General features: G+C 39.8%; 25 protein-coding genes and 1 riboswitch. Of the genes, 15 read left to right on the top strand and 10 right to left on the bottom strand.

Annotated elements, in window-relative coordinates:
* A complete protein-coding gene (locus tag G7074_RS10745) occupies positions 1-1065 on the bottom strand; it encodes a branched-chain amino acid aminotransferase (RefSeq protein WP_124558189.1) in 1065 nt (354 codons plus the stop codon).
* 272 nt (positions 1066-1337) lie between these two features.
* Positions 1338-1400, top strand: a riboswitch (Fluoride riboswitch).
* Between the two features lie 16 nt (positions 1401-1416).
* Here G7074_RS10745 and G7074_RS10740 point away from each other — a divergent pair.
* Complete coding sequence (locus G7074_RS10740) at positions 1417-2706, top strand: voltage-gated chloride channel family protein (RefSeq protein ID WP_166208342.1); 1290 nt, start codon at positions 1417-1419, stop codon at positions 2704-2706.
* A gap of 237 nt (positions 2707-2943) precedes the next feature.
* On the opposite strand, the gene G7074_RS10735 is transcribed toward G7074_RS10740, so the two are convergent.
* Both G7074_RS10735 and G7074_RS10730 read right to left on the bottom strand, forming a co-directional pair.
* Complete coding sequence (locus G7074_RS10735; protein WP_124558191.1) at positions 2944-4245, bottom strand: HAD-IB family phosphatase; 1302 nt, start codon at positions 4243-4245, stop codon at positions 2944-2946.
* The gene (locus tag G7074_RS10730) at positions 4245-5207 is read right to left on the bottom strand and encodes an NAD-dependent epimerase/dehydratase family protein (RefSeq protein WP_166208339.1); all 963 of its coding nucleotides are present in this window, start codon (positions 5205-5207) and stop codon (positions 4245-4247) included. The genes G7074_RS10735 and G7074_RS10730 overlap by 1 nt, the downstream gene beginning before the upstream one ends.
* A gap of 71 nt (positions 5208-5278) precedes the next feature.
* Here G7074_RS10730 and G7074_RS10725 point away from each other — a divergent pair, with 71 nt between their 5' ends.
* On the top strand, positions 5279-6460 hold the full coding sequence (locus G7074_RS10725; RefSeq protein ID WP_166208336.1) for a formimidoylglutamase: 1182 nt from the start codon (positions 5279-5281) through the stop codon (positions 6458-6460).
* A 95-nt stretch (positions 6461-6555) separates the two neighbouring features.
* The gene (locus G7074_RS10720; RefSeq protein WP_124558194.1) at positions 6556-7701 is read left to right on the top strand and encodes a TlpA disulfide reductase family protein; all 1146 of its coding nucleotides are present in this window, start codon (positions 6556-6558) and stop codon (positions 7699-7701) included.
* 130 nt (positions 7702-7831) lie between these two features.
* On the opposite strand, the gene purD is transcribed toward G7074_RS10720, so the two are convergent.
* The 5 genes from purD to dcd all read right to left on the bottom strand — a co-directional run bounded on the left by purD (position 7832) and on the right by dcd (position 14661).
* The gene (gene purD, locus G7074_RS10715; RefSeq protein ID WP_166208333.1) at positions 7832-9103 is read right to left on the bottom strand and encodes a phosphoribosylamine--glycine ligase; all 1272 of its coding nucleotides are present in this window, start codon (positions 9101-9103) and stop codon (positions 7832-7834) included.
* Between the two features lie 121 nt (positions 9104-9224).
* Positions 9225-10106, bottom strand: a complete 882-nt coding sequence (locus G7074_RS10710; protein ID WP_124558196.1) for an SDR family oxidoreductase — start codon at positions 10104-10106, stop codon at positions 9225-9227.
* 132 nt (positions 10107-10238) lie between these two features.
* On the bottom strand, positions 10239-11000 hold the full coding sequence (locus tag G7074_RS10705) for an enoyl-CoA hydratase/isomerase family protein (RefSeq protein ID WP_166208331.1): 762 nt from the start codon (positions 10998-11000) through the stop codon (positions 10239-10241).
* Positions 11001-11165: 165 nt separating this feature from the next.
* Positions 11166-13856, bottom strand: coding sequence for a carboxypeptidase-like regulatory domain-containing protein (locus tag G7074_RS10700; protein WP_240916520.1), 2691 nt, complete (start codon positions 13854-13856; stop codon positions 11166-11168).
* A gap of 268 nt (positions 13857-14124) precedes the next feature.
* Positions 14125-14661 carry a dCTP deaminase gene (dcd, locus tag G7074_RS10695; RefSeq protein WP_124558198.1) on the bottom strand — a complete coding sequence of 179 codons (537 nt, stop codon included), beginning with the start codon at positions 14659-14661 and terminating at the stop codon, positions 14125-14127.
* A gap of 71 nt (positions 14662-14732) precedes the next feature.
* On the opposite strand from dcd, the gene G7074_RS10690 reads away from it, so the two are divergent.
* The 6 genes from G7074_RS10690 (at position 14733) to G7074_RS10670 (ending at position 17817) form a co-directional block, all read left to right on the top strand.
* The gene (locus G7074_RS10690; RefSeq protein ID WP_124558199.1) at positions 14733-15380 is read left to right on the top strand and encodes a 4'-phosphopantetheinyl transferase superfamily protein; all 648 of its coding nucleotides are present in this window, start codon (positions 14733-14735) and stop codon (positions 15378-15380) included.
* 12 nt (positions 15381-15392) lie between these two features.
* On the top strand, positions 15393-16121 hold the full coding sequence (gene lipB, locus G7074_RS10685) for a lipoyl(octanoyl) transferase LipB (RefSeq protein WP_124558200.1): 729 nt from the start codon (positions 15393-15395) through the stop codon (positions 16119-16121).
* Between the two features lie 66 nt (positions 16122-16187).
* Positions 16188-16640, top strand: coding sequence for a GDSL-type esterase/lipase family protein (locus G7074_RS27150; RefSeq protein ID WP_240916519.1), 453 nt, complete (start codon positions 16188-16190; stop codon positions 16638-16640).
* Positions 16586-16909: a hypothetical protein gene (locus G7074_RS27145; protein ID WP_370526623.1), complete on the top strand. Its 324-nt coding sequence runs from the start codon at positions 16586-16588 to the stop codon at positions 16907-16909. The genes G7074_RS27150 and G7074_RS27145 overlap by 55 nt, the downstream gene beginning before the upstream one ends.
* Before the next feature lie 86 nt (positions 16910-16995).
* Complete coding sequence (locus tag G7074_RS10675; protein ID WP_124558202.1) at positions 16996-17484, top strand: DUF5684 domain-containing protein; 489 nt, start codon at positions 16996-16998, stop codon at positions 17482-17484.
* Positions 17485-17490: 6 nt separating this feature from the next.
* A complete protein-coding gene (locus G7074_RS10670; protein ID WP_124558203.1) occupies positions 17491-17817 on the top strand; it encodes a DUF2752 domain-containing protein in 327 nt (108 codons plus the stop codon).
* Positions 17818-17825: 8 nt separating this feature from the next.
* Here G7074_RS10670 and G7074_RS10665 read toward each other — a convergent pair whose 3' ends face one another.
* Positions 17826-18566, bottom strand: a complete 741-nt coding sequence (locus tag G7074_RS10665) for an RDD family protein (RefSeq protein ID WP_124558204.1) — start codon at positions 18564-18566, stop codon at positions 17826-17828.
* 154 nt (positions 18567-18720) lie between these two features.
* On the opposite strand from G7074_RS10665, the gene G7074_RS10660 reads away from it, so the two are divergent.
* The 6 genes from G7074_RS10660 to G7074_RS10635 are packed head-to-tail and all read left to right on the top strand — an operon-like array spanning position 18721 to position 24840.
* Positions 18721-19674 carry a stage II sporulation protein M gene (locus G7074_RS10660; protein WP_124558205.1) on the top strand — a complete coding sequence of 318 codons (954 nt, stop codon included), beginning with the start codon at positions 18721-18723 and terminating at the stop codon, positions 19672-19674.
* A 1-nt stretch (position 19675) separates the two neighbouring features.
* A complete protein-coding gene (locus G7074_RS10655; RefSeq protein ID WP_166208328.1) occupies positions 19676-20560 on the top strand; it encodes a hypothetical protein in 885 nt (294 codons plus the stop codon).
* A 3-nt stretch (positions 20561-20563) separates the two neighbouring features.
* Positions 20564-21295: a DUF4129 domain-containing protein gene (locus tag G7074_RS10650; protein WP_124558207.1), complete on the top strand. Its 732-nt coding sequence runs from the start codon at positions 20564-20566 to the stop codon at positions 21293-21295.
* Positions 21292-22482 carry a DUF4350 domain-containing protein gene (locus tag G7074_RS10645; RefSeq protein WP_124558208.1) on the top strand — a complete coding sequence of 397 codons (1191 nt, stop codon included), beginning with the start codon at positions 21292-21294 and terminating at the stop codon, positions 22480-22482. Before G7074_RS10650 ends, G7074_RS10645 begins: the two co-directional genes overlap by 4 nt.
* Positions 22463-23440 carry a MoxR family ATPase gene (locus G7074_RS10640; RefSeq protein WP_124558209.1) on the top strand — a complete coding sequence of 326 codons (978 nt, stop codon included), beginning with the start codon at positions 22463-22465 and terminating at the stop codon, positions 23438-23440. The genes G7074_RS10645 and G7074_RS10640 overlap by 20 nt, the downstream gene beginning before the upstream one ends.
* A 53-nt stretch (positions 23441-23493) precedes the next feature.
* Positions 23494-24840, top strand: coding sequence for a DUF58 domain-containing protein (locus G7074_RS10635; RefSeq protein WP_166208325.1), 1347 nt, complete (start codon positions 23494-23496; stop codon positions 24838-24840).
* An 81-nt stretch (positions 24841-24921) separates the two neighbouring features.
* Here the strand turns inward: G7074_RS10635 and G7074_RS10630 are convergent, their stop codons facing one another.
* On the bottom strand, positions 24922-25980 hold the full coding sequence (locus G7074_RS10630; protein WP_124558211.1) for a nucleoid-associated protein: 1059 nt from the start codon (positions 25978-25980) through the stop codon (positions 24922-24924).
* Between the last annotated feature and the right edge of the window lie 24 nt (positions 25981-26004).

The following is a 26004-nucleotide window of genomic DNA, read 5'->3' as shown; positions in this document are numbered from 1 at the left end:
TTATAAAACCCAGTTCCAGTCAAACTCATCTGGAGCTAAGCCATAACGTATATCGTTTAATTTTTTAGCAATGCCGTTTGAAATGTGTCTTGTTGCTGGATCGGTTAATTTATAAGTCTGACCATTGTAGCCCATTTCACCAACATGCGTTACGGTAGCAGCAGTTCCGGCAGCAAACGCTTCTGTTAACGAGCCGCTTTCAATACCTTCAATTACTTCTTTTACCGACACCCTGCGCTCTTCTACTTCAACACCAGCATCTTTAGCCAATTTGATAATGGTATCTCGTGTAACGCCATCTAAAACAGTACTACGAACAGAAGGCGTTACCAGTTTGCCATCTATTACAAAAAGTAAATTAGCTGTTCCGGCTTCTTCAATAAATTCATGCGTTACTGAATCTGTCCAGATTAACTGATCAAAGCCTTCTTTTTTAGCTTGTTCGAAAGGATATAAAGAACGAGCATAGTTACCTGCAGTTTTGGCAAAACCAACACCACCATCATCGGCACGTGTATATTCAGTTTCGACCTTCACCTTTAAAGCGCTACTGTAGTATGGCCCTGTTGGAGTAGTTAAAAGTGCAAATTTATACGTATCAGAAGCTTTTACTCCTAAATAAGGATCCATTGCAAACATTACCGGACGGATATATAGTGCGTAATCTTCCTGAGATGGCACCCATTTCTCATCAACGCCGATTAATGCAGCCAAACCTTGCATAAAAATTTCTTCAGGAATGGATGGCATAGACATCCTTGCCGCTGATTTATTAAAGCGTTCGAAATTTTTATCAGCACGGAAGACACTAATTTTCCCATCAGGCTGACGGTAGGCCTTTAATCCTTCAAAAATGGCTTGTCCGTAATGAAGGGCAGAAATTGCCGGACTCATCGGAATTGGTCCATAAGGAAGAATCTGTAAATTTTTCCACTCGCCGTCTTCAAAATCGGCAGTAAACATGTGATCGGTAAAAACCTTACCGAACGGTAATTGCGAAAAATCTGTAACAGTCAAACGTGTTTGATCTGCTTTGGTGATTTTTATATCCAATGTCTCGGTCATACTTTTATTCATTTTTGAATGAGTGAATTTTGAGTGATTGAATGATTTGTATCCTACAAATTCAATCATTTTAGCATTCGCTCAATCTATCATTTTTTAATTTGTGCAAATTAAGAAAAAACAGGCTTTTTTAATAGTTTTTTCTAATATTAATCTTTGTTTTTGAGTGTTTTAAGTACACTAAGCAACCGTTTACGGATTAGTACTTTCTTTAAACTCAGTCAGGATATGCAGATAAAGATTTTGCAACAAATAACTAAATTTTATACATTTGAGAACAGGGCGATGGGGTGCCGCCAAAACCGCCAAAACAGGCTGATGACTCCTACGATTTTATTAAAATTGATTTAAATGCCTGTTAAAAAATTAGGTGAGGGATTTCTTCTGTCTTTCAGCCATTTCATTAAAAAAGATTTTGGTTTAGTATTAACCAGCACGATAAAATGGGTGCTTATTTCGCTTGTACTTGGCAGTATTATCGGTTCTGCGTCGGCGTTGTTTCTTGTAAGCCTAAATTGGGCAACAAATTACCGCGAGCAGCACTTGTGGATTATTGCATTTTTGCCCCTTGCCGGTTTACTTATCGGCCTGGCTTATTATTATTGGGGTACAGCAGTTGTAAAAGGGAACAATCTGTTAATAGAAGAGCTTCAATCGCCTAAAAAGATTATTCCGTTGATTATGGCTCCCCTAATTTATGCTGGCACTATTATTACGCATTTGTTTGGCGGCTCGGCCGGCAGAGAAGGAACGGCAGTACAAATTGGCGGGGCATTTGCCGACCAGCTGACCAAAATATTTAAACTTAAACCCAGAGACCGGAAAATTATCCTCATTTGTGGCATCAGTGCCGGTTTCGCCTCTGTTTTTGGTACGCCATTGGCAGGAGCCGTTTTTGGTTTAGAGGTTTTTGTGGTAGGTTCGGTAATGTATGGTGCTATTTTGCCATCATTTATAACGGCCGTAATTGCCGATTATGCCTGTAAAGCCTGGGGAGTTGGGCACACACATTATGCCATTGCCAACGTGCCCGAAATGAACGCCATTAATTTATTCCTATCGCTAGGTGCCGGAATATTGTTTGGATTAACAGCACGTCTATTTTCCGCAATGAACCATGGCATATCAAAAATTTTCAGTAAGGTTAATTATCCTCCCCTGCGCCCGCTTATTGGTGGGTTTATTTTAATTGCACTTATTTACCTCATTGGTAACACCCGTTATATTGGCCTGGGTATTCCGGTTATATCAGCAGCTTTTACGCAACAAGAACCTTATTATACCTTTGCCATTAAATTATTTTTAACCGCATTAACACTGGGAGCTGGTTTTAAAGGTGGCGAGGTTACTCCCCTTTTCTTTATAGGCGCCACATTAGGCAGCTTTATCAGTTTGTTTATACCACTACCTTACAGCTTGTTAGCAGGAATGGGTTTTGTGGCTGTTTTTGCCGGTGCAGCCAATACACCTTTGGCGTGTATTTTTATGGGGGTAGAACTCTTTGGCACCTCATCCGGAATTTATATTGCCCTGGCTTGTGTTGTAGCTTATTTATTTTCCGGTCATACGGGTATTTACAAATCACAAGCTATCGGTGCTCCCAAACATTTATTGTTGAAGCGGCATCAGTTTTTGAAATAAGCAGGGAATGGCGCTGGACTAAAGATTTAAATCAGCGGGAAACCATAATTTAGCTGCATCCCGCAGATTTTGCTGATCGACGAAGAACTAATTCCGTCATCTGTTTTTACACTTTAGTCCTTAAAGTTAAAAAAAGAGTCGTGATCTCGACTGAAGCGCAGCGAAATGGAGAGATCTATCTAGACAGATTTTTCGACTGCGTTGCACTCCGCTCGAAATGACGGTGACTTAGAGGGATTAATAAAGCACCCTGAACTTAATGGTATGCTCAATCTTTTTAAGCGATTTGAACAGTTGTTTATCGTATTCGGTATTGATATCGGTAATGGCATAACCAATTTCAGTATTGGTCATTAAAAACTGGCCAACAATATTAATATCGTGCTTGGCAAAAACCGTATTGATTTTGGCCATAATACCCGGAACGTTTTTATGGATGTGTATTAAACGGTGCGATTTATCAATTTTAGGCAACTGTAAATTCGGGAAGTTGCTGCTTAAATAAGTGGCACCGGTATTCATAAAATCGGTTACCCTTTTCGGGATAAAATCGAGGTTACGCGGGTTATTCTTCTGATCGTCAAAAACTACTATGCCTTGTTTGGTACATAGATCCAAATCGATCTTATTTTTCGCATTACCTAAATAACCTATCGTTTTAAGCTTAACTGCATTTTTTAATTGCTCTTTGGTTAGCTTTTCACCGTCTGCCAAAAGGATAATCCCCACATCTTTAACATATTTCTCTTCGAAAGTAGCTTTGTGCCTGATAGACAAGCCATCATTTTTAAGGATCGAAATGGTTAAAGGATCAACATCACCAATTACCAGGCAAAGAATCCTGTTTTTTGGATAAGAAATGGCGCGGGGTAAATTGTTTACGTACAAAAACTCATCAAAGCTCGGCGTAACGTGGTCTGCTTTTGCCACAATGCTTTCGCGGGCAATATTCTCTGTAAAAGCAAAAAACTTATTAATTAAGCCACTCTCGCGCAGCTGAAAATCAGAATATCCATCCCCTATACCAAATAATTCGCCTTCCAGTTTTAAATGTTGAAGCAGTTTTACTTTTCCTCCTTCTTCACTTAAAGGATTGGCATGGTCGTAATCGATAATTTTTCCATCGCCGGTGGTTACAAAAGTATTGGCATAAATGTTTTCCTTTTTAATATGGTACTGGCTCACCACAGGCGTAATAAACTCTTTAAATCCTCCGGAAACGATCAAAACATCATCGCTGTGTTTTTTAAAAAAAGCTGCATTACGCGAAAAAGAAGTAGACACCTTCTTTTTTAAATGTTTAATCAACTGTTTCAGGTGATCTTCATTGGCTTCAAGAAGTTTAACACGCTGAGCCAAACTTTCAGAGAAAGACATTTTGCCTTCCATGGCAAAGTTGGTATAGTCTTCAATTTTTTGGAAAATGGCCTCTTTGTCTGGGTGGTTCTTTAAAGAGATCCTCGCGAGTTCATCAAGTGCTTCTACCTGCGTAAAAGTACTATCGAAATCGATAATGTAATAAGCTTTTTGTTTGGGCATTATTTTAAGTGTTGGGTAATTTCCTGTATGCTTTGGGCTACTGGTTTAAATTTGATACCAGTTTCCGCTATAATCTTATTATTGTTGTAATAACTTAATGTTACGCTGCTTTTGGCCGTGTCTTTCGTAATTGAAGGCTGCTTACCGGTAAAAAGAGAAACAAATTTGAGTGCCCTCCAGGCCAGTCCCAACATCCAAGGTTTAGCTTCTTTGGTTGGTGCTTTAACCGAAAAGCCTTTGGCTATATCACTAAAAAGATCTTTATAATGATAGTCATCAGCCGAAATAATATAACGTTCGCCCGAAACTTCGGCTTCCATCAACAAAATCATGGCTTTGGCTACATCTTCAACATCAACAAAGCCCGATGCTCCATCAGTATAGAAAGAAAAACCATCTTTTACCAGTTTGAAAATAGCCCCGCTTCCTTCAAAACCGGCATTTTTACCAATAATAACGGATGGATTAACGATTACGGCATCAAGTCCTTCGGTAATGCCACGCCAAACCTCCATTTCGCCTTCGTATTTGGATAAGCCGTAAGCATGCGCCTGAGCATCATATTCCCAAAAATCTTTTTCGGTTATTTTATTATCTTTTTTTGCATTACCCAGCGCCGCAATAGAGCTAACATGCAATAAGCGACAATTATTTTCGGCACAAAGGTTTACAATATTCGACGTGCCATCAATGTTGACATGAAAAAGCTGTTTCTTGTGTTTAGAATTTAAAGATACAAATGCCGCACAGTGATAAACTTTTGTAATCCCTTCAAATGCATCTTCGAGCGCTGCAGTTTCGTTAATATCGGCATCAAACCACTCTATTAGCGGGTTATTACCAATTAAAGCTGGTATTTTAGATTGCGCCCGCTTTAACGCCCGAACAGCTAAACCTTTATTGGTTAATTGTTTAATCAGTTCAGATCCTAAAAATCCCGTGCCTCCGGTTACCAGTATCATTTTATTTTTTTCGAGCTATATGTGGAAATACGCATTCAAAAATAGATATTTGAGCCGAGAGTTTTAAATATATGTCATTAACGGATTTTTTTTCGCCCATAAACGCCGATAGTTTTACACCAAAACAAGGATTTTTTACAAGTCAGCTGGGTTTAAAAGCGCAAATTTATACCGAATCGTTCCCTGATTTTGAAGAGAACACTTACGATCTGGCCATTTTTGGCGTACTCGATGGTCGTGGTGCAGTAAACAACGAAGGTACTGCCTTGGCACCCGATTATTTCAGAGAGAAATTTTACCGCCTTAACGAAGGAGCTTTTACCAGCCGTATTGTTGATTTAGGCAATATTAAACATGGCGCAACCATTGCCGACACTTACATTGCGATTAAAATGGTAGTTTCGGAGCTCATCAAAATGAATATTATCCCGATCATTATTGGTGGCGGACAGGATTTAACCTACGCACAATATTTAGGCTACGAGGATCTGGAACAAAAGGTAGACCTGGTTATTATCGACAACCAGTTTGATATTGGCGATGATGACCATGAAGGGATTGCTACCCGTTCTGACTGTTATCTGAACAAGATTTTTTTACACCAGCCCAATTATCTCTTCAACTTTAGCAATGTGGGTTACCAAACCTATTTTGTAAACCAGGAGAGTTTAAGTGTAATGGACAAGCTCTATTTTGATGTACACCGCCTTGGCGAGTTTGCACAGGATATTATGCTAACCGAACCGATTATCCGCAACGCCAACATGATCAGTTTTGATATAGGTGCTATCCGTTCGGCCGATGCCGCAGCCAATGCCAACACCACACCAAATGGTTTTGATGGCGAGGAAGCCTGCAGACTGGCACGCTATGCCGGTATGAACGATAAATTAACCTCAATCGGTTTTTACGAATTTAACCCTGCTTACGATAATAACGGACAAACCGCTTTTTTACTGGCACAAATGGTTTGGTATTTTGTTGATGGATTTTATGCCCGCAAAAAGGATTTCCCGCTTACGCCAAAATCGCAATTTATTATTTACAGAACGAGTTTGAAAGATGGCTCGGGCGAAATGACCTTTGTTAAAAGTAAAAAATCAGACCGCTGGTGGATGCAGGTTCCTTATCCATCAGGCCAATCTAAAAATGAGCGTTATCATTTGGTACCTTGTCGCTATGATGATTACCAAACCGCAGTTAATGGCGAAATGCCCGATTTATGGTGGCGTACCTATCAAAAATTAAACTGATAATGCGCTTAAAACACAGATTATTATAATTTCACCTAACCGATTACGTTTTAAACATACATATATCTATATTTGAAAAACGATTAACTAACCGTATGAAAAAAATATTATTCTCTGCTATAGCTTTATTGCCGCTGGCAGCCTTGGCGCAAAAGCCGTTTACTGTTACAGGTTATATTAAAGGACTGAAAGATGGCGATAAGATATACCTGATTTACCGTGCGGATGATAAATCAGTAACAGATTCAGTAACGGTTGACAAAGGTACTTTTATATTTAGAGGTACTTTAGTGGATCCAACTGCCGGAAACCTATTTCTTAACAAAAATCCCTACGTTAACCGTCCGGCAAAAGGCGAGATACTTGATTATACCTCCCTTTTTCTTGAATGTGCTGACATCAAGATAATCGGCACAGATTCGATCAAAACCGCAGCGATCAGTGGATCGGTGATCAATGATGACAGCAAAAAATTAAAGGCCCTGACCAAGCCTGTTGATGATCAGATCAACGCCATTAATGTAGAGTATTCGAAACTTACGCCAGAGCAGCAAAAAGATCCCAAAGTAAAGGAAGATGCCATGAGCCGTTACGAAAAAGCTACAGCAAGTTTAACACCTATACTTTTGGGTTATGCCAGCAGCAACCCCAAATCTTACATCAGCTTAACTGCACTTAACCAGTTGGCTTCAGACCCAGATCAGGTATTGGCTGCAGAAAAAGCTTTTAATGGATTATCTCCTGAGCTAAAAGCAAGTACAACCGGTAAAAAAATAGCCGCAATTTTCGAAACGAGCAGAAAAACTGCTGTAGGTGCAATGGCTATGGATTTTACCCAAAATGATGCAAACGGTAAACCTGTAAAACTTTCTGATTTTAAAGGCAAATATGTACTGGTTGATTTCTGGGCTTCATGGTGCGGTCCATGCCGTCAGGAAAACCCGAATGTAGTTGTAGCATACAATAAATTTAAAGATAAAGGCTTTACCGTATTGGGTGTTTCTTTAGATCGTCCGGGTAAAAAAGATGCTTGGTTAAAAGCCATTGCTGATGATAAATTAACCTGGACACATGTTTCGGACTTAAAATTCTGGGATAATGAAGTAGCCAGAATGTACGGCATCCAATCTATCCCGGCCAACTTTTTAATTGATCCAAACGGAAAAATTATAGCCAAAGGACTAAGAGAGCAAGCTTTACAAGATAAACTTCAGGAGTTATTGGGAAGTAAATCGAAATAAGGATATTTACCAAATTGGCTGGATTTCTCGACTTCGCTCGAAATGACGATCCAGTGCCAGCAGGACGAATAAAGAAAGAAACCCGCAGATCAATAAAATCTGCGGGTTTCTTTTTATATAAATTTAGCTTTTAAACCAAATCAAAGCCGATATCTTCTCTGAAATATTTTCCATCAAAGTAGATTCTTCCGGCATCTGCAGTGGCCGATTGTAAAGCGGTAAATAAATCTTTCTGCAAGCTTGTAATGGCAATTACCCTACCGCCATTGGTTTTAACCACATCGTTTTCTAAAAGTGTTCCGGCGTGGAAAGCATTAGAATGACGCAGGTTTTCGATACCAGTAATGGCTTTACCTTTTAAATATTCGCCTGGGTAACCACCCGCAACAATCATTACAGTAGCAGCTGTTTGTTCTGAAATAACCAGATTAACCTGATTTAACTGTTTGTTGGCGCTAGCCATAAACAACTCTACCAAATCGTTCTCGATACGCGGAATAACACTTTCGGTTTCCGGATCGCCCATACGTGCATTGTATTCAATTACATAAGGTTCTTCACCAACTTTGATTAAACCAAAGAAAATGAAGCCTGTGTAATCGATATTATCTTTTTTCAAGCCTGCTACAGTAGGCTTTATAATGCGTTCTTCTACTTTGGCTAAAAACTCGGGCGTTGCAAACGGAACAGGTGAAACCGAGCCCATACCACCTGTATTTAAACCGGTATCGCCCTGACCAATTCTTTTGTAATCTTTGGCTGATGGAAGGGTAACATAATTCTCACCATCTGTTAAAATAAATACCGAAAGTTCAATCCCACTTAAAAATTCTTCGATAACCACGGTTGCACCAGCTGCACCAAATTTACCGCCAAGCATCAGTTTTAATTCTTCCTGTGCTTCTACAGTTTCGGTACAAATTAATACACCTTTACCTGCAGCCAATCCATCGGCTTTTAAAACCACTGGCAAAGCATGGTTCTGCAAATAAGCTAAACCATCTTCCAATGTTTCGGGGGTGAAAGATTTTGATGCCGCGGTTGGAATACCATGACGCTCCATAAACTGTTTAGAAAAATCTTTACTTCCTTCTAAAATAGCACCTTCTTTTTTCGGTCCGATAACGGGAATGTGTGCAAGTGCCTGATCGGCAAGGAAAAAATCATGAATACCATTTACCAAAGGTTCTTCTGGCCCTACCACAACAAGTTCAATATTCTCGGCAAGAACTACTTTCTTAATGGAATCAAAATCGTTTACATTGATGTTGATATTGGTACCGTATGCACCTGTACCACCATTTCCGGGTGCAATAATTAATTTATCGCAGTGCGAAGACTGGCTCATTTTCCAGGCAAATGCACTTTCTCTGCCGCCTGAACCTAAAAGTAAGATATTCATATAGGGCAAAGATAATATTTTAGTAGCAAGTAGCGCGCATCAAGTACAGAGAATCAGGCAGCAAGAGCTAACGCCCTGGTTTTTGCTTTAGACTTTTTCCTTTAAGCTTTCCGCTAATTAACTAGCTTCCCTTAGCGCTTCTTGTCATTTGCTCCAGCATATCCCACATTTCGTTGGGAATTGCTTCTAAACCATTCATCTGACCAGCGCCTTGCAACCATTCGCCACCATCAATGGTAATTACTTCGCCATTAATGTAACCGGAGAAATCGCTTACTAAAAACGCAGCTAGATTGGCCAGTTCCTGATGATCGCCTACCCTTTTTAGTGGCACACGGTTTTTAAAATCGAATTTTTTAGCCAGATCGCCGGGCAGTAAACGCTCCCAGGCACCTTTGGTTGGGAATGGCCCGGGGGCAATTGCATTGGTACGGATACCATATTTACCCCACTCTACTGCTAACGAACGGGTTAAGGCCAAAACCCCGCCCTTGGCACAAGCCGATGGCACTACATAGGCCGAGCCGGTAAAGGCATAAGTAGTAATGATATTTAGCACTGTAGCCGGCTGATTTGCGGCAATCCAGTGTTTACCAAAGGTGAGCGTGCAATTAACAGTTCCCTTTAAAACAATATCGATAATAGAAGAAAAGGCATTGGCCGACAGGCGTTCGGTAGGTGAAATAAAATTACCTGCCGCATTATTTAGCAGTACATCAACTGAACCAAATCTTTCGATTGTTTTGGCAAGCACATTTTCTACCTGTGCAATCTCCCGTACATCGCAAGCTACTGCCAATACTTTGCCTCCGGTTTTCTCTTCCATTTCGTCCGCTGTTTTTTGCAAAACATCCTGCTTGCGGCTGGTGATTACCAGATTGGCCCCTAATTTCAGGAAATACACGCCCATGGCTTTACCAAGCCCGGTACCACCACCGGTAATTACAATGGTTTTACCTTTTAAAGCATCGTCTCTAAGCATAGGTGAATTATAACTGAACATAAGCTATGTGGGTTAATTGTTGAAATTGTTTTATTGCTAAATTGTTGGGTTTTGTTAAACTGGTTAATCGTTGAAATTGGTTAACTGTTTATTGCAAACTGCCAATTGTAAATTGAAAACTGCCAACTGAAATTACTTCCGCTGCAAGCTAGCTAAAATGGTTTTTAAAATTTGGCGTGTTGCAGGCGACCACCATTGTTGGAGCATTTTCTCTAAGGTAGCCGATTGATCGGCAGTTACCGCAGCAATCAGTTCTTCGCGGATGTTGAGTTTACTCTGCGACCAGGTATTCCCTTCCAGCTCCATATATTTTTTAATCTTGCGCTCGGCAGCAGTGAGCAGGCTTTCGTTCCGCACCAACTCATCTACCAAACCTACTTTCAAGGCTTCTTCGGGATTATACAACTTACCTGAGAGCAAACTACGGGTTGCCTCGGCTTTGCCGATCCAGAAAGCATACAACTGAAAAATGCTGTTAGGCACAATAATACCAACCGGCACTTCATTTAAACCAATAATATATTGTCCTTCAGCCATCAAACGGTAATCGCAGGCTAAAGCCATTACGCAACCACCTGCAGGGCTGTGCCCGCTTATTGCCGCTACCATTGGTTTTTTAAAGGAAACCAGATTTGCAGTAAAGCCTAAAAACAGCTCCCAAAAAGATTTGGCTTCGGCTTCATCATAATTATAAAGTTCTACAAGATCTAGTCCTGCCGAAAAGAAAGGGGCTGTACCGGTTAAAATAACGCCACCAATGTTATCATCGGCAGCGATATTTTTTAGCATATCATCCAGTTCGGTAATCAGTTCGCGGTTTAAGGCGTTTGATTTTCCTCTATCTAATGTTATCGTAGCTAAACGATCTTTAACGCTTACTTTTATGGTGTTCATGGTAAAATAGTATCAGGTTTTGAGTAGCAAGTATAATAGCGGGTACAACTATCAAGACTTATGTATCAAGATTAAAGTTTCGAGACTACAGTATCAAGATAGCATTATCGAAACAGTTTACCACAAACTATGCTTGCATAACAACTCAAATTTATCTATTTTTCTTTATTTCACATCATAAGTGTAAACTTTTCTTCCCAAATGACCGAGTGCATCTATTCCTTCTATTACTACACGGTAATTTCCGGGTTCATCGGAATTGTAAAATTCAAACTTAGCTTTACCATCGGTACCAGCAACTACCTGCGGGTTCCAGTAAATGGTTGTTCTTAAATCGGCACGGCTACTGGTACTTGCGGCATCGTATTTAGGCGAATAAAATTCTCTCGAAACTGTAAATCCTTTAGGACTCAGTGTAACTATACCCGGCGCATATCGATCAGAACTTCTGCCCCCGTCGCCACGTTTGGTGGTAATGATAATTACGCCGCCTCCACCTTGAGAACCATAAATGGCTGTGTTGCCAATGCTTTTTAGCAGTTCTATCGATTCTACATCAGATGGCACTACATTATCCAGAAAATCAGCTTCCATTTGCATACCATCCACAATAATCTGGATTGGTGTGTTTTGGCTGCGCATCAGGTAAGGAACATTACCCCTGAATATTACCCCCGGTAAGCGACCCTGCAAGCACTGCGAAAGGGTAACGCAGGTAGAAAGCTGATCGGCAGTTAAAACGAAATCGGCCCTTCCTGCCCCATTTAGGTTAGAAGAATTTTTCGCCGGGTTTTTCTTTTCGGTAATGGTTACTTCTTCCAACTTAATGGTACGCTCTAACAAGCCGAGGCGGGTCATTTCGTTAAAATAATTATCGCTTTCTTTAATGTATTTCATTAAAGTATTGTTCACATTAATATCGATATCGGCACCATTTTTATTCTTGGTTACAATTTGTCCAGGTACTATATCGAGGTTAATATCTACAAATTTACGTTCGGTTTTGGTACGCGCCTGCACTACAAACTTGGTACTATCGCCAAAACTCAGGTTATCAAAGACGAATTTACCTTCGGCATTGGTAACGGTATCTAAAATGTATAGCGTGCCTTTTGTAGCCATCAACATTACTTTACCTCCGACCACAGGCTTGTTGCCTTTGGTAATAGTACCGCTAATGGAGATAGATTGTTCTGGCTTGTAGGTAATATTGGGGCCAACATTGTTGATGATATTTTTCCAGGTAAAACGTCTCCAGCCCTGGGTAAGCATTAGGTTATCAAGCTCCCTTTGCGTTTGAACATCATCCTTTAAAAAATAATGGTTAGGTTTTTCTACGTAACCAATCAAATCAGAGGTAAGTAAAAGCGAAGTGAGGATATTGGTTTCGTTATCTTCATCGGGGGCTACCTTGGTTGCATTGGTAACTGCAACAGAAAAACTGCCCAATACAGGTTTGCCTTCACTTGCAGCATCGAATGTAAAGCTTGCCTTCCCTTTTCTGGCAGTGGCTACATCGCTTGCATTTAGCGATACATCAATTATGTCAGTCTTGTTGGTTACAAATACCAATCGCTCGGCAACAGGTTGGTTGGCTGCAGAAAAGAGGGTAAACTGGACAATTCCCGATGGCAGGTTCTTTTTAGGGATATTGGCCATCAATACCTGTTTATCCATTTTGGCTTTCGAAACGTAATATACCGTGCCTCCATGTTGCGCAACAACTTTTAGCTCATCGCCATTAACCAGATCGGCGCTGGCCATAATTTTTAACGATACTTTAGCGGTATCGGTGTTATTTAATGAAATAGTATAGCCACTTTTAGCAGCCAAAGGAAGTTTGAATGTTTTTTCGGAACCATCTTTAAATTTAACCTTTGCAGAGTAAACCCTGCCTGCCTGACTATTGAACACGAAATTACCCATGCCCAGGTAGCTACTTGTAAAACTGGTTACGGTGGCTCCGGTCTCATCTACAATATCGCCTTGCACATCTTCTCCCTTACCGCTCGGGTTAACCGCTTTAATAGCAATTTTTTGGGGCAGCTCTTCTATCAGCGTACCACCTTCAGGCATAAACTGTACGTCGACATCATTTGAAGTTGAAGTAATCGGAATTGATTTGATTACTTTCTGCTTATTATCGAGGGTGATAGTGGCAATAATTTTCCCCGATTTATTCTGGAAAGACTGGTTGTTGGTAAAACTGATTACAGCATCGCCAGTTAAGCTGGTTTTTACTTTGCCTTTGCTTACACTCCTGTAATCGAGCTGCACATCATAACTCACCTCATTTTCACTGTATGCAATACCGTTTTTATCTTCGAAATGGATGTTGGCAGTTACTTTATCGTTGTTGTTCTCTTTGGTAAAATTGTAAGTTGTTTTGGTAAATACCTTATTGGCCCAGCTGTTTCCGATTTTAATGGTTTTATCGAAAAAGAACTCTGTTCCGAAATTACGCATGTAATTGGTATAGGCCCGAATCCGGTAGTTTCCTTCACTAAGCGAATCGGTCAGTTTAAAATCGCCCCATGTAATACCGCCCATTAAGGGAAGTTTAACCAGTTTTTTAAGCGAATCTTTTTCATTGATAAGCTCTACGTACAAAATTTTGCTGATGTTGGAAGAGGCCGATGTTTTGGTATTTAAAACATAGGCTTTAAACCAGATATCATCGCCAATAGCATAATAAGGCTTATCCAAATGCAGGTGCACTTTTTCCTGAGGATATTTTGTGGTATAATCTTCTAACTTCTGTAACAGCTGGCTAAAAGGATCATCATCCATTTTAAATGCCGTAAAGCCAATTAATAGTAATACAAAACTGAGGGCGAGAATAATTCTGGGTTTCATGTGGTTAGGTAAAATAAATATGCCTCAAGGTACAAAACCTGAGGCATATTTTTATGAAGAACACATGAAATTTGATTATAATACTAAATTTATAGTTTACAATTGAACAGCGAGTATAGCGAACCAATTTAAAATAGTGCTGCTTGCTCATGAAAAGCTCCTGCAGTGCGCGGCAAACAATTATGAGGGTCAGTAAAACTTTCTGCAGTATGCAGCGTCAAATCATGAGGAGCAAGAAAGCTTGCTACTGTGTGCAGCGCCAAATCCTTTAGAATTTGTTTTTCCACATCATGCTTTCAACAGGCCGTGTGGTTTTATTGTTGTATTTGGCATTCCCCTTAGTGTTGTACATGGTGCCGATATTGCCTTCTACCACAAAATAAATAAGCTGACCAATGGGCATCCCCGCATAAACCTTTACAGGTTGCGCAACTGATATTTCTAATGTCCAGGTATTACAGAAACCTACATCGCCCTTACCTGCGGTAGCGTGAATATCGATTCCTAAGCGGCCAGTACTGCTTTTCCCCTCTAAAAAAGGTACGTGACCATGGGTTTCGGTATACTCTAAGGTAACCCCAAGGTAAAGCGTTCCGGGATGAAGGATATAACCATCTTTTGGAATTTCAAAATGTTCGATCTCATTATGGACTTTGGCATCCAGCACGCGGCTTTTATAGGTAGCCAAATATTTCCCCAAATGCACATCATAAGAGTTTGTTCCTAAACACTCTCGTTTAAAAGGCTCAATGATGATGGTTCCCTTCTCAATTTCTTCTAATATCCTGCTATCAGATAATATCATTTTTATGCGTATTTTTGGCCTAAATTATCATTTATTTAAGATAATTTTGCATGTAATCTCCAATTTAATCAATGCCAATAATTTACAACCAAAATATTGATGAACATGCTGTTTTAGCAATCTGGAAAATTGAAGAAACAGAAGATGAATTGTTGGCAGGGCTGCAACTCAAACAGCACGAACACGATATTATCTCATCTTTAAACAGTGGCAAAAGGTTACTGCACTGGCTAAGCACCAGGCTTTTGCTCCGCACAATGCTCAATACTACCGAGTATATCGATTGCCAGTTTGATGAGCATGGCAAACCTTACCTGGTTAATTTTGATTACCACATTTCGTTAAGCCATTCTTACGATTACGCCGCGGTAATGATTAGCAAAAACTATGCAGTTGGGGTTGATATTGAGCTGATTAAGCATAAAATAAAAAGCATTAAACACAAGTTCTTAAGTGATGTAGAGCTGGCGCAAAAGCAAATTGGCGATAATACCGACGGCCTTTATGTAGCCTGGTGTGCCAAAGAGGCCATTTACAAATGGCATGGCAAAAAAGGCTTGGAGTTTAAGCAGCATATCCACATTAAGCCTTTTAAACTAAAAAACGAAGGTGCCTTAAACGCATTGGTAGAGCTGCCAACCGGTACCCGCGAACTGACGGTTAATTATTTTAAAACCAAAGATGGCTATATGCTGGGCTATGTAGCCGGCAATTATTAAATACAAATGGAGATGAACGAGACAGCAGAAAAAGTAATTGCCAAAGATTTAATGCCAACGGTTTTTACAGATTGGGGCTTAACCGACTACCAGCAAGCCTGGGATAAACAGGAAGACTTACTGAACCAAACGGTTGCCATTAAAACTGCCAACCGGGTAAACAACACCCATACCCCTACTCCAAACCACCTGATTTTTTGCGAACACCCGCATGTTTATACTTTAGGCAAAAGCGGTCACCCCGAAAACCTTTTGCTTGATGAGCAGGGCTTAAAAGACAAACAGGCTACTTATTATAAAATTAACCGTGGAGGTGATATTACCTACCATGGTCCGGGGCAGATTGTAGGTTACCCCATATTGGATCTCGACAATTTTTTTACCGATATCCACCTCTATCTGCGTACCCTCGAGGAAGCTGTAATTTTAACTTTGAAAGATTACGATATTGAGGCCGGCCGTTATCCTGGCTACACGGGTGTGTGGTTAGATGCAGATAACGAAAAGGCCCGAAAAATTTGTGCAATGGGCGTTCGTTGCAGCCGCTGGGTAACCATGCATGGTTTTGCTTTTAATGTAAATGTTGACCTCGATTATTTCAAAAACATTGTACCCTGCGGGATAGATGATAAAGCAGTTACCTCATTACAGCATGAACTTGGCCGCAAGCTCGACATGGAAGAAGTGAAAGCCAAGCTAAAAAATCATATTGCCAGCCTTTTTAAAATGAAATTGGTTTAGTTGCCGTAAAACAATATTACAGCACTCCAATAAAACTAAGGCCAGACTTACTTCGTAAATCAAGTCATGAAGATTTTATTCGGTGTCATTTTATTTTCTTTATTAACTTCGGGCTGTACTAAGCACGAAAACATGCCTACAAATACTGATCCTTCTATTACAAGTCCCACTACCGGAGGAAGCACATTTAGCTATCTGGCGCTGGGCGATTCTTACACGATTGGAGAAGCAGTTAAGCAAGCTGAATCCTTTCCCTACCAGCTGCAAAATTTACTAAAAGGCAAAAACATCAGCGTAGCCAATCCCAAAATTATTGCGGTAACCGGCTGGACTACCGATGAACTGCAGGTAGGGATTAAAAAAGAAAATTTAAGCGGAACTTATGATTTTGTTACGCTGCTCATTGGCGTAAACAACCAGTACCGTGGCTATCCCTTAGCACTTACCGCAAAGAGTTCGCAGAATTGTTACAAAAGGCTATCGCTTTTGCTGGCGGCGATGTGCGTAAAGTTTTTGTGATTTCTATACCCGATTGGGGCGTTACGCCTTTTGGTAAAAACTCGGGAAGAGATACCAAGGCAATTGCCACTGAAATAGATAGTTTCAATGCTGCAAACCAGGAAATAACGCTTGCAGCGGGCATAAACTACACCAATATTACTCCTGCATCAAGAAATGCGGCAACCGATAATGCGTTGATTGCAAGTGATGGCTTACACCCCAGTGGCAAAATGTATGGTCAGTGGGCCGATGCATTATTAACAAAAGTGGCCACCGTGTTGAAATAATTTAACTCCCTGTTCATCTGTTTTTAAATTAAAAAAATTACATTAGTTTAACTATTTAAATTAATAATCCTTAAAAACATTAAATTATGAACGAATATGATTCAGGCGGAATAATCGCAGGCATTGGTTTTGGAGCAGTTATCTTCTATCTCATTTTAATTGTGATTTCGCTGGCTGGGATGTGGAAAGCATTCGAAAAGGCAGGTAAACCAGGTTGGGCATGCATTATACCTATTTACCGTGAAATTGTAATGATAGAGATTGTTGGGAAACCAATGATATGGATTTTATGGTTAATAATCCCTTGCGTAAATTTTGTATTTGGAATTTGGTTGATCAACCTATTTAGCAAAAGCTTTGGAAAAACAGAAGGTTACACGGTAGGTCTAATTTTATTGCCGTTTGTATTCTGGCCAATGTTAGGTTTCGGACCAGCTACTTATTTAGGCCCGTCAGCTGCTGAGGCTCAAAATGGTGGTTTTGGAAATAATCCTTTCAATAATCCAAACAACCCTTTTAACAATCCTTTCGAGAATAAAGATAAACCAAGCGATACACCGCCACCGGTAGTTTAAGCAATTATGTTTATCCTTTTTATATTTTGCAGTTTAATCAACCTGGTTGATTGGCTGCAAAATCATTTAATCTCCTGCCCATTTAAAGCTTTAACAGGCATTGATTGCCCAGGTTGCGGGTTTCAACGTTCTTTTATTGCAATAATTCAAGGCGATTTATCAAAAAGCTGGCTGCTCTATCCACCAACTATTCCTTTACTGATCTTATTTATTGCAGCAGGCTTGCTTTATAAGTTCCCTATTAAAAACCAATCTCTGATTTTACGAATACTTGTTATTGTTGTTGGCAATTTCGTAATGCTTTCTTACCTGTATAAAATGCTGTTGCACTAGTGCCACATTTAAACATTCACCATTGAGGTTAGGTGTTTATAATCTTTAAGTACCGTTTCTAAAAACTGTAATTCGTTCATGCCCGCTGGAATGCTTACCACGATATGTTCTTTTGTTTTAGCAGCCATGGCATAAATCAACTCGGCATTGCCTGTTTGGTAATAACTGGTTAATACTTCGTGGATGAGCTCAATCTCGCGATCATTTAAATGGAGTACATCTTTAAACCGGGCTTCGTAGGTTTCGGGCAGGCTAAAGCTAAAGGCCATGTTGGTAAACTGAGTTCTTGGATTTGTTTTAATCAAAGTTGTTTTTCCTAAAATATCGCCTAAACGCTGGTGGTTTTTGGTTACGATTACCGATATCAGCGCTACTACACCCCAGCCTAACGGAATACCGAAATCAATTGTCCTGAACAGCCACCTTAAAATATACTGACTAAGAGCTGGTTGCCCACCATCCAGGCTAATCACTTTTATTTTAAGCACCTTCTTACCCAAACTTTGCCCATCCATAATGAGCTCACAAACCAGATCGTAAAAAACAAAAATGGCGAGGAATACAATTAAGATAATTTTTCCGCCACCCGACATGCTTGTTTCACTAGCGCCCATCAAAATCAGTGTAATTATACCCAGTACCAGAAAAACGCCCAAATCTATACATCTGGCCGCAATGCGCTCACCCAGACCGGCAATTTCATATGAGATATCGATATTTTGAGCAGTGCTAATTCTGATACTATCCATATTTCAAACATAATTTTTTTTAAGGATAATCGCTGTATATCAACGACTAATTTTTTAACTAAACATTTCTTATATTTTGCTGTCATTTTACCAGATTGATTCTTTATCCATAAAAAATTAACTATTTTAACCCAAGATTTGGTAACGCCTTAACATGAGAGAAGCATTATTTGTTAAAAAGCATTCGGAGAAGTGGCAAAATTACGATTCCATGCAGCAGGCCAATCCTGATGAGGTGGCCAACCAGTTTATCGAAATTACCAACGATCTTGCTTACGCCAAAACATTTTATCCAAACTCGAAAACTACCGCTTATTTAAACGGGCTGGCTTCCAAATTACATCAATCGGTTTATAAAAATAAAAAGGAGAAAACTAACCGGTTTATCCAGTTCTGGAAAACCGAGCTCCCACTCGTATTCTTTCAGTATAAAAAACAGATTTGGTATGCATTTGCATTTTTTATCATCTCGTGTGCCATAGGCGCCTTATCAGCCAAATACGACGACACTTTTGTTCGCCTGATTATGGGCGATGGCTACGTAAATATGACCAACGAAAACATTGCTAAAGGCGATCCTTTTGGGGTATACAAGCAACCAAACGAATTTATGATGTTCTTTCAGATTGGCATCAACAACATTTACGTTGCCCTGTATACTTTTGTTTTAGGCATTATATTTTCTTTCGGTTCAATTGTTTCTATCTTCCGCAACGGGGTTATGCTCGGCTCTTTTCAATACTTCTTTTTTAGCAAAGGCCTGGGCATTCAATCTGTACTGGTAATCTGGATCCATGGAACGCTAGAAATATCGGCCATAGTGCTGGCAGGTGCGGCCGGTATTATTTTAGGTAACAGCTTATTGTTCCCCAAAACCTATTCGCGCAAGGTGTCGGTATTGAAAGGTGCAAAAGATGGTTTAAAAATCGTAATTGGTTTGATACCCATCTTTATTGTAGCTGCCTTTTTCGAAAGTTTTGTTACCCGCCATACCGAAATGCCACTGGTATTGAGTGCCTCCATCCTGCTATTATCGGCAGCCTTTATTGTCTGGTACGTATTCATTTATCCCGTTAAAATTAAGCTCAAACAACCCGAAAGCAATTAAAATGGTAAACCAATTAGAATTTAAGAAAAGAAGGGATTTCGGCCAGGTAATTAATGATACCTTCACCTTTATGCGGCAAAATTTTAAGCCGCTAATCACAACCTATTTTACCTTTTGTGGTCTGTTTGTTTTAGCCAGCATGGCTGCCATGCTTATGCAACAGTACAAAATGGTTAATATAATAAATACAGGTATTGGTAACAGATATGGAAAAGGCTTTGGTATCGGATCTGTTTATGGTATTGAATATTTTTTATCGTTACTGTTCTCTATGGCCAGTTATTCGAGTATGACGGTTGCGGTACTTTCTTATATAGCGCTATATGTACGCAAGGGCAACCAACCACCTGCTACAGATGAAGTTTGGGGTTACTTTAAATATTACTTTCTACGGGTTTTCGGCAGTTCCATATTGCTCATATTAATGCTTGTAGTTGCGCTTATCTGCTGCCTGGTACCAGGTTTTTGGCTTGCACCTTTTGTGGCCATGATGTTCCCGATTATGGTATTGGAAAACGGATCGCTTGGCTACGCTTTTAGCAGGAGCTTCAAAATAATTAAAGATAATTTCTGGGTAACTTTCGGTACGCTAGTTGTAGTATGGATCATTGTTTCCGCCTGTATGAGCATGATTGTATTGCCCACCAGCCTCCTTAACATGGTAACCATGTTTACCAGTAAAAGCCCACACATGAATGTAACCTTAACCATGATAACTACAGTACTCCAATCGCTTTGCCAGGTATTTACCATTATTCCGGTTATTACCATTTCACTTGTTTACTATAGTTTGGTTGAGCAGAAAGAAAGTCCCGGTTTAAAGGAGCGCATTTCGAATTTCGGCAATAACGAAAAACCAGTTGACACCAGGCCAGAAGAATACTAGCAGATGCAACGCGTTTTAATCAGAAACATTCTCATATTTCTCTTGTTTTTTGCCCCTGTAATTGGCAAAGCACAGGCTGGCAAAACTAAGTCTGTGGTTGGTGTTGTGCGCATTGATACCAATAGCCAGGTTACACCTGCAAAATTTGATAAAGAAGCGATCAGCAATTATAAAGCACAAAAAGAATTTCAATACGATGAAATTGGCCAGCAACAACTATCCTGGTGGGACCGCTTTTGGCTCTGGTTTTGGCAAATGGTAGGCGATTTGTTTCAAGGAGCAGCTGGTAATCCCATTTCGCGGTATATCTTTATCGGCGTGGGTGTTGGCGTGGTTATATTCATTGTACTTAAGTTAATTGGTTCGGAAAACATATTTAGCCGGAAATCCAAAGAAACCATCCTGCCTTATGATGTATTGACCGAGAACATCCATGAAATTGACTATGAGCAGGAATTACAGCGTTTAATTACCGAAGGAAAATTCCGCCTGGCGGTAAGACTTTTGTATTTAAGGGCTTTAAAAAAGTTAAGCGATGCGGAATTGATCCAGTGGCAGCCCGAAAAAACCAATTATCATTATTTAACGGAGCTTCGTGAACCTGCCCTTAAAAACGATTTTGGCAAACTTACACTTCAGTTCGACTATATCTGGTATGGCGATTTCCCTATTGATGCCACACGGTTCGAACCAATTAACCAATCATTTAATCACTTTAACAGCCAGATTAGATGAAAGGATATAAAGCATATATAATTATCGGTTGCTTTTTAATTGTGGCTTATCTGGTTGCACAATACAACAAACCTACCCCAACCAATTGGGCGCCCACCTATGCAGCAAAGGATAAAATACCCTATGGTACCTACATTTTATACAACCAGATAAAAGACATTCTGCCTAATGCCAGTGTTAAAACTTCGCAGCTGGCCGTTTACAACACACTGAAATCGAAGCACTTTAACAAAACAGCTTATTTAATTGTAGCCCAGCAGGCAGATATCAGCAAGTATGATTTAGCAGAACTCATCAAATACATGCAGGCCGGCAATGATGTTTTTATTGCCAGTTATGATTTTGGTAAAATGGAAAAAGAGCTGAAGTTAAAAACAGGCACTTCTTTAAATGCCGCAGGCAATACGCTAAACTTTACACACCCCAATTTTAAAACAGATGCAAGCTATGGTTTCGAAAGAGGTATTGGCGCGCAGTTTTTTAGCCGAACCGATTCTACCAAAGTAACCGTTTTGGGAATAAACGGCAATGGCCAGCCAAATTTTATCCGCTACCCTTATGGTAAGGGCTTTCTATATCTAATTGCCGAGCCTGGTTTTTACACCAATTTCAATTTGCTTGATAAATATGGAGCAGAATATGCGGCCAAAACATTAAGCTATTTACAGGGTAATAAATCCATCATTTTCGACGAGTATTTTACCGGACAAAAAAACACAACAACTGATATATTAGGGGTGTTTTTTAAGCATCCAGAACTAAAATTTGCCTACTACCTGGCTATCTTCAGCCTGCTCGTTTTTGTGCTGTTTGAAATTAAACGCAGGCAAAGGATTATTCCCTTAGCCGATCCAAACACAAATTCTTCGCTGGCATTTACGTATGTAGTTGGCAGTTTATATTATCAGGAACGCAACAACCACGATATAGCGCTGAAAAAAATCAATTATTTTATGGAGTACCTCCGCAGCAGGTATTTCCTTAAAACAACTGAAATTAATCAGGAATTTACGCAGTTATTAATCGATAAGACCGGCATTAATGAGGCTTTGGCTAAAACATTAACCCGCTATTTTATCCAGATACCCCAAATGAACGAATTAAGCGACCATGAGTTGATCAGCTTAAACGAAAGCATAGAACAGTTTTATAAATATACACATAGCAATGGAACAAGAACAGTTTAACCCACGTACAGATTTAAGCGCATTAAATGAAGCGGTAAACCAGATCAGAAACGTACTTGGAAATGTCATTATCGGACAAAAACAGGTTATTGATTTCTTAATTGTCGGTTTGCTTGCCGATGGACATATTTTAATAGAAGGTGTACCCGGCGTGGCCAAAACGCTTAGTGCTAAATTACTTGCCAAATCTATCGCTGCGCAATTTTCGAGGGTGCAGTTTACACCCGATTTAATGCCATCTGATGTTTTGGGAACACCGATTTTCAACACCAAAACCGGCGATTTCGAATTCAGGAAAGGCCCTATTTTTGGCAACATTATTCTGGTTGATGAAATTAACCGTGCCCCTGCCAAAACCCAATCGGCTTTATTCGAGGTGATGGAAGAACGCCAGGTAACGATTGATGGCGAAACCTATTTAATGGATGAGCCTTTTATGGTGCTCGCTACTCAAAACCCAATTGAACAGGAAGGTACCTACCGCTTACCAGAGGCACAGTTAGACCGTTTTCTCTTTAAAATAGAAGTAAAATACCCTTCGCTTGAAGAGGAAACCGCCATATTAGCGGCACAGCATACCCTGGTAAATAAAACTTTACTAAATGAAGTGAAACCTGTACTTTCTGTAGCACAGATCCAGCAGGCCAGGGCTATTATCCGTAATTTGTTTGTTGAGCCTAAATTACTAGAGTTTATTGCCAAAATTGTGCACGAAACACGCAACAATCCTTCGCTTTATCTGGGTGCTTCGCCACGTGCATCGCTGGCAATCGTACATAGTGCTAAAGCCTTTGCCGCGATTCAAGACCGCGATTTTGTAACGCCTGATGATATTATTGCCGTTGCAGGGCCGGTATTGGCACATCGCATATTGTTATCGCCCGAAAAAGAAATGGAAGGTTTAACCACCAGCGATATTGTAAACCAGATTATTAAAAAAATTGAAGTACCGAGATAGTCGGGAGTCCGAAGTCAGTTAACAAGTTTCAACAATTAACCGATTAAACAACATTGAAAAAACTCTTTCAGCAATATTACATCAATTTATTCTTAACCGACCGCCTTTTTACTGCGATTGGGTTTTGTGTTGTGCTTTTTTTACTGAAATTCTTTTTTGCCTGGCTGGGCGACATACCCGAAATAGCCATCGGCGTACTGTTGATACTCTTTTTGATTGATGTTTTTATCCTCTACCGTGTAAGCGAGGGTATCGATGCCAAAAGATTTACTTCGAAGCGGTTAAGCAATGGCGACGAAAATCCAATTCAGATAGAAATCAGAAACCGCTATGGTTTTGGCATAAACGCAAGGGTAATTGACGAAGTTCCTTTTCAGTTTCAACTGCGTGATAAAGATTTCAGATTGCATATTAAGCCGGCCGAGATTAAATCGATCCACTATAATCTGCGGCCAACCAAGCGTGGCGAATACAATTTTGGTTTTATCAGAACATATATCAGTTCTCCCTTACGTTTAATCAATCGCCGCTATAACTTTGATGGCGCCAAAATTTTACCTGTTTACCCCTCTTTTATTAATCTGGGGCAGTACGAACTCATGGCTGTTTCGCATCATTTAACAGCTTTTGGCATCAAAAAGATTAGAAAGGTTGGTCATAGCAGCGAATTCGATCAGATTAAAAACTATGTTGGGGGCGATGATATCCGCACCATTAACTGGAAAGCTACAGCCCGGAAAAGCAGCCTGATGGTGAATACCTACACTGATGAGCGGTCGCAGAATATTTATTGCATTATAGATAAATCGCGCGTAATGAAAATGCCTTTTGAGGGCTTAAGCCTGCTCGATTATGCCATCAATGCTGCTGTTGCCCTGGCTAAAGTGGCCATGCTCAAAGAAGATAAGGCCGGATTAATTACCGTATCAGAAAATATTGGTGCCGTTGTACCTGCCGACAGGAAATCAGCACAGCTTGGCACCATCATGAACGTGCTTTACAAAGAAAAAACCAGATATTTAGAAAACAATCTGGAAGCCTTATACGCCACTGTACGTTCGGTAGTAAAACAACGCGGGTTATTGGTATTTTTCACCAATTTCGAAAGCTTATCGGCATTGCAAAGGCAACTCCCCTATTTAAAGCGGATTTCAAAATATCACTTATTGGTAGTCGTGTTTTTTGAAAACACCGAACTAAAAGCCTTAAGCAGCGAACCAGCTAAAGACGTTGAAGGGATTTATCACAAAACCATTGCAGAAAAGTTTATTTACGAGAAAAAACTCATGGTTAAGGAGTTGAATACGCACGGTATTTTAGCCATTCTTACCCCACCACAAAAACTAACGGTAAACGTGATTAACCAATACCTGGCTTTAAAAGCACAGCAAAGGATTTAGTCGTGAGTTCAAAGTCTTGAGTTCGAACCCGACGATTGCTAGAATACTCCCCACTAAAGACTACAGAATCTTGACTAAAAACTACTCCTCTTCCCTAAAATACACCTTGTAAAAATTCATCGATTTATCATCATCGTACCCTTTTTCGATCATGTCTTTATTGCCATGAATATAGATGTGGAAGTTTTTATCGAGTTTTAAAACACTTTTGTAGGCACGAGCCTGTTTTTTAACCGCCGATTCAGCAATTTCAAAATGGTCGGCAATTGGGCTTTCGTACTCTTCTTCGTAATTTTTCTTATAATTTTTAAACGACTCAATTCCTTCGGCATTACCAATTACCTCATTACCGAATTCTTCAATATCAAAAGTTTCCTTTTCTTTGAAATATTTCATTGAGCGGTTTAACAGGTCAATTTTATCTGCCTTGCTAATTTCGTAGTCATCATCCAGTTTCTGGGTAACAAAGTTCTTGTAAACGCCTAAAACATTATTGGTTTGGTTATAACTGTCGTTCCTGATCTTCAGTTTCAGAAATTCATCTTTCCAATATACTGCAGAATCGTTGCTGCTTTTCGATTGATCCAACACTACAACTTTGTAGCCTTGCTCCCGCTCCACATTAAAAATCAAACAGCCTTTATCCAGTTTGTTAATGCTAATGGCTTCCTGCTCATAACTTACATTAAAGCCATCCAGCTCGGGGTAAACTTTCAGGTAAGTATCTTTGTTCTCCGATTTAAATATACCCACTACCTCTAGCTGTTCACCTTCAATCTGTACCTTTTCAAAATAAGCCACATACAACTCACCCGATTTAATTTTGGGGTGGTTGGCTACATCGTATAAATGTTTTGCCAGCTGCTGCGAATCTTCATGAAAAAGTTCATTGTTTTCGAAAATTTCATGCACAAAGTGGAATACTTCGTTCAATTCCAGATTATCATTGGGATGATAAAAGTGATAAACTTCATTTACCTTTTCGAAAGGCTTTAAAAAATACTGCATCAACAGATTGCCCAATACCTCATCATCAATTTTTAAAGGTGCATCAGAAAGCTTGTAATATTCTTCAAGCAGTTTGTTGCCTGTATGATGGATGGAAAGTTGCTTCAGCGAAGCTTCGAAAAATGAAATCATGAGGGCAAAAATAACAAAATGATT

The organism is Pedobacter sp. HDW13 (genome assembly GCF_011303555.1).
Taxonomy (GTDB): Bacteria; Bacteroidota; Bacteroidia; order Sphingobacteriales; family Sphingobacteriaceae; genus Pedobacter.
This window is presented reverse-complemented; position numbering and strand designations above follow the sequence as displayed.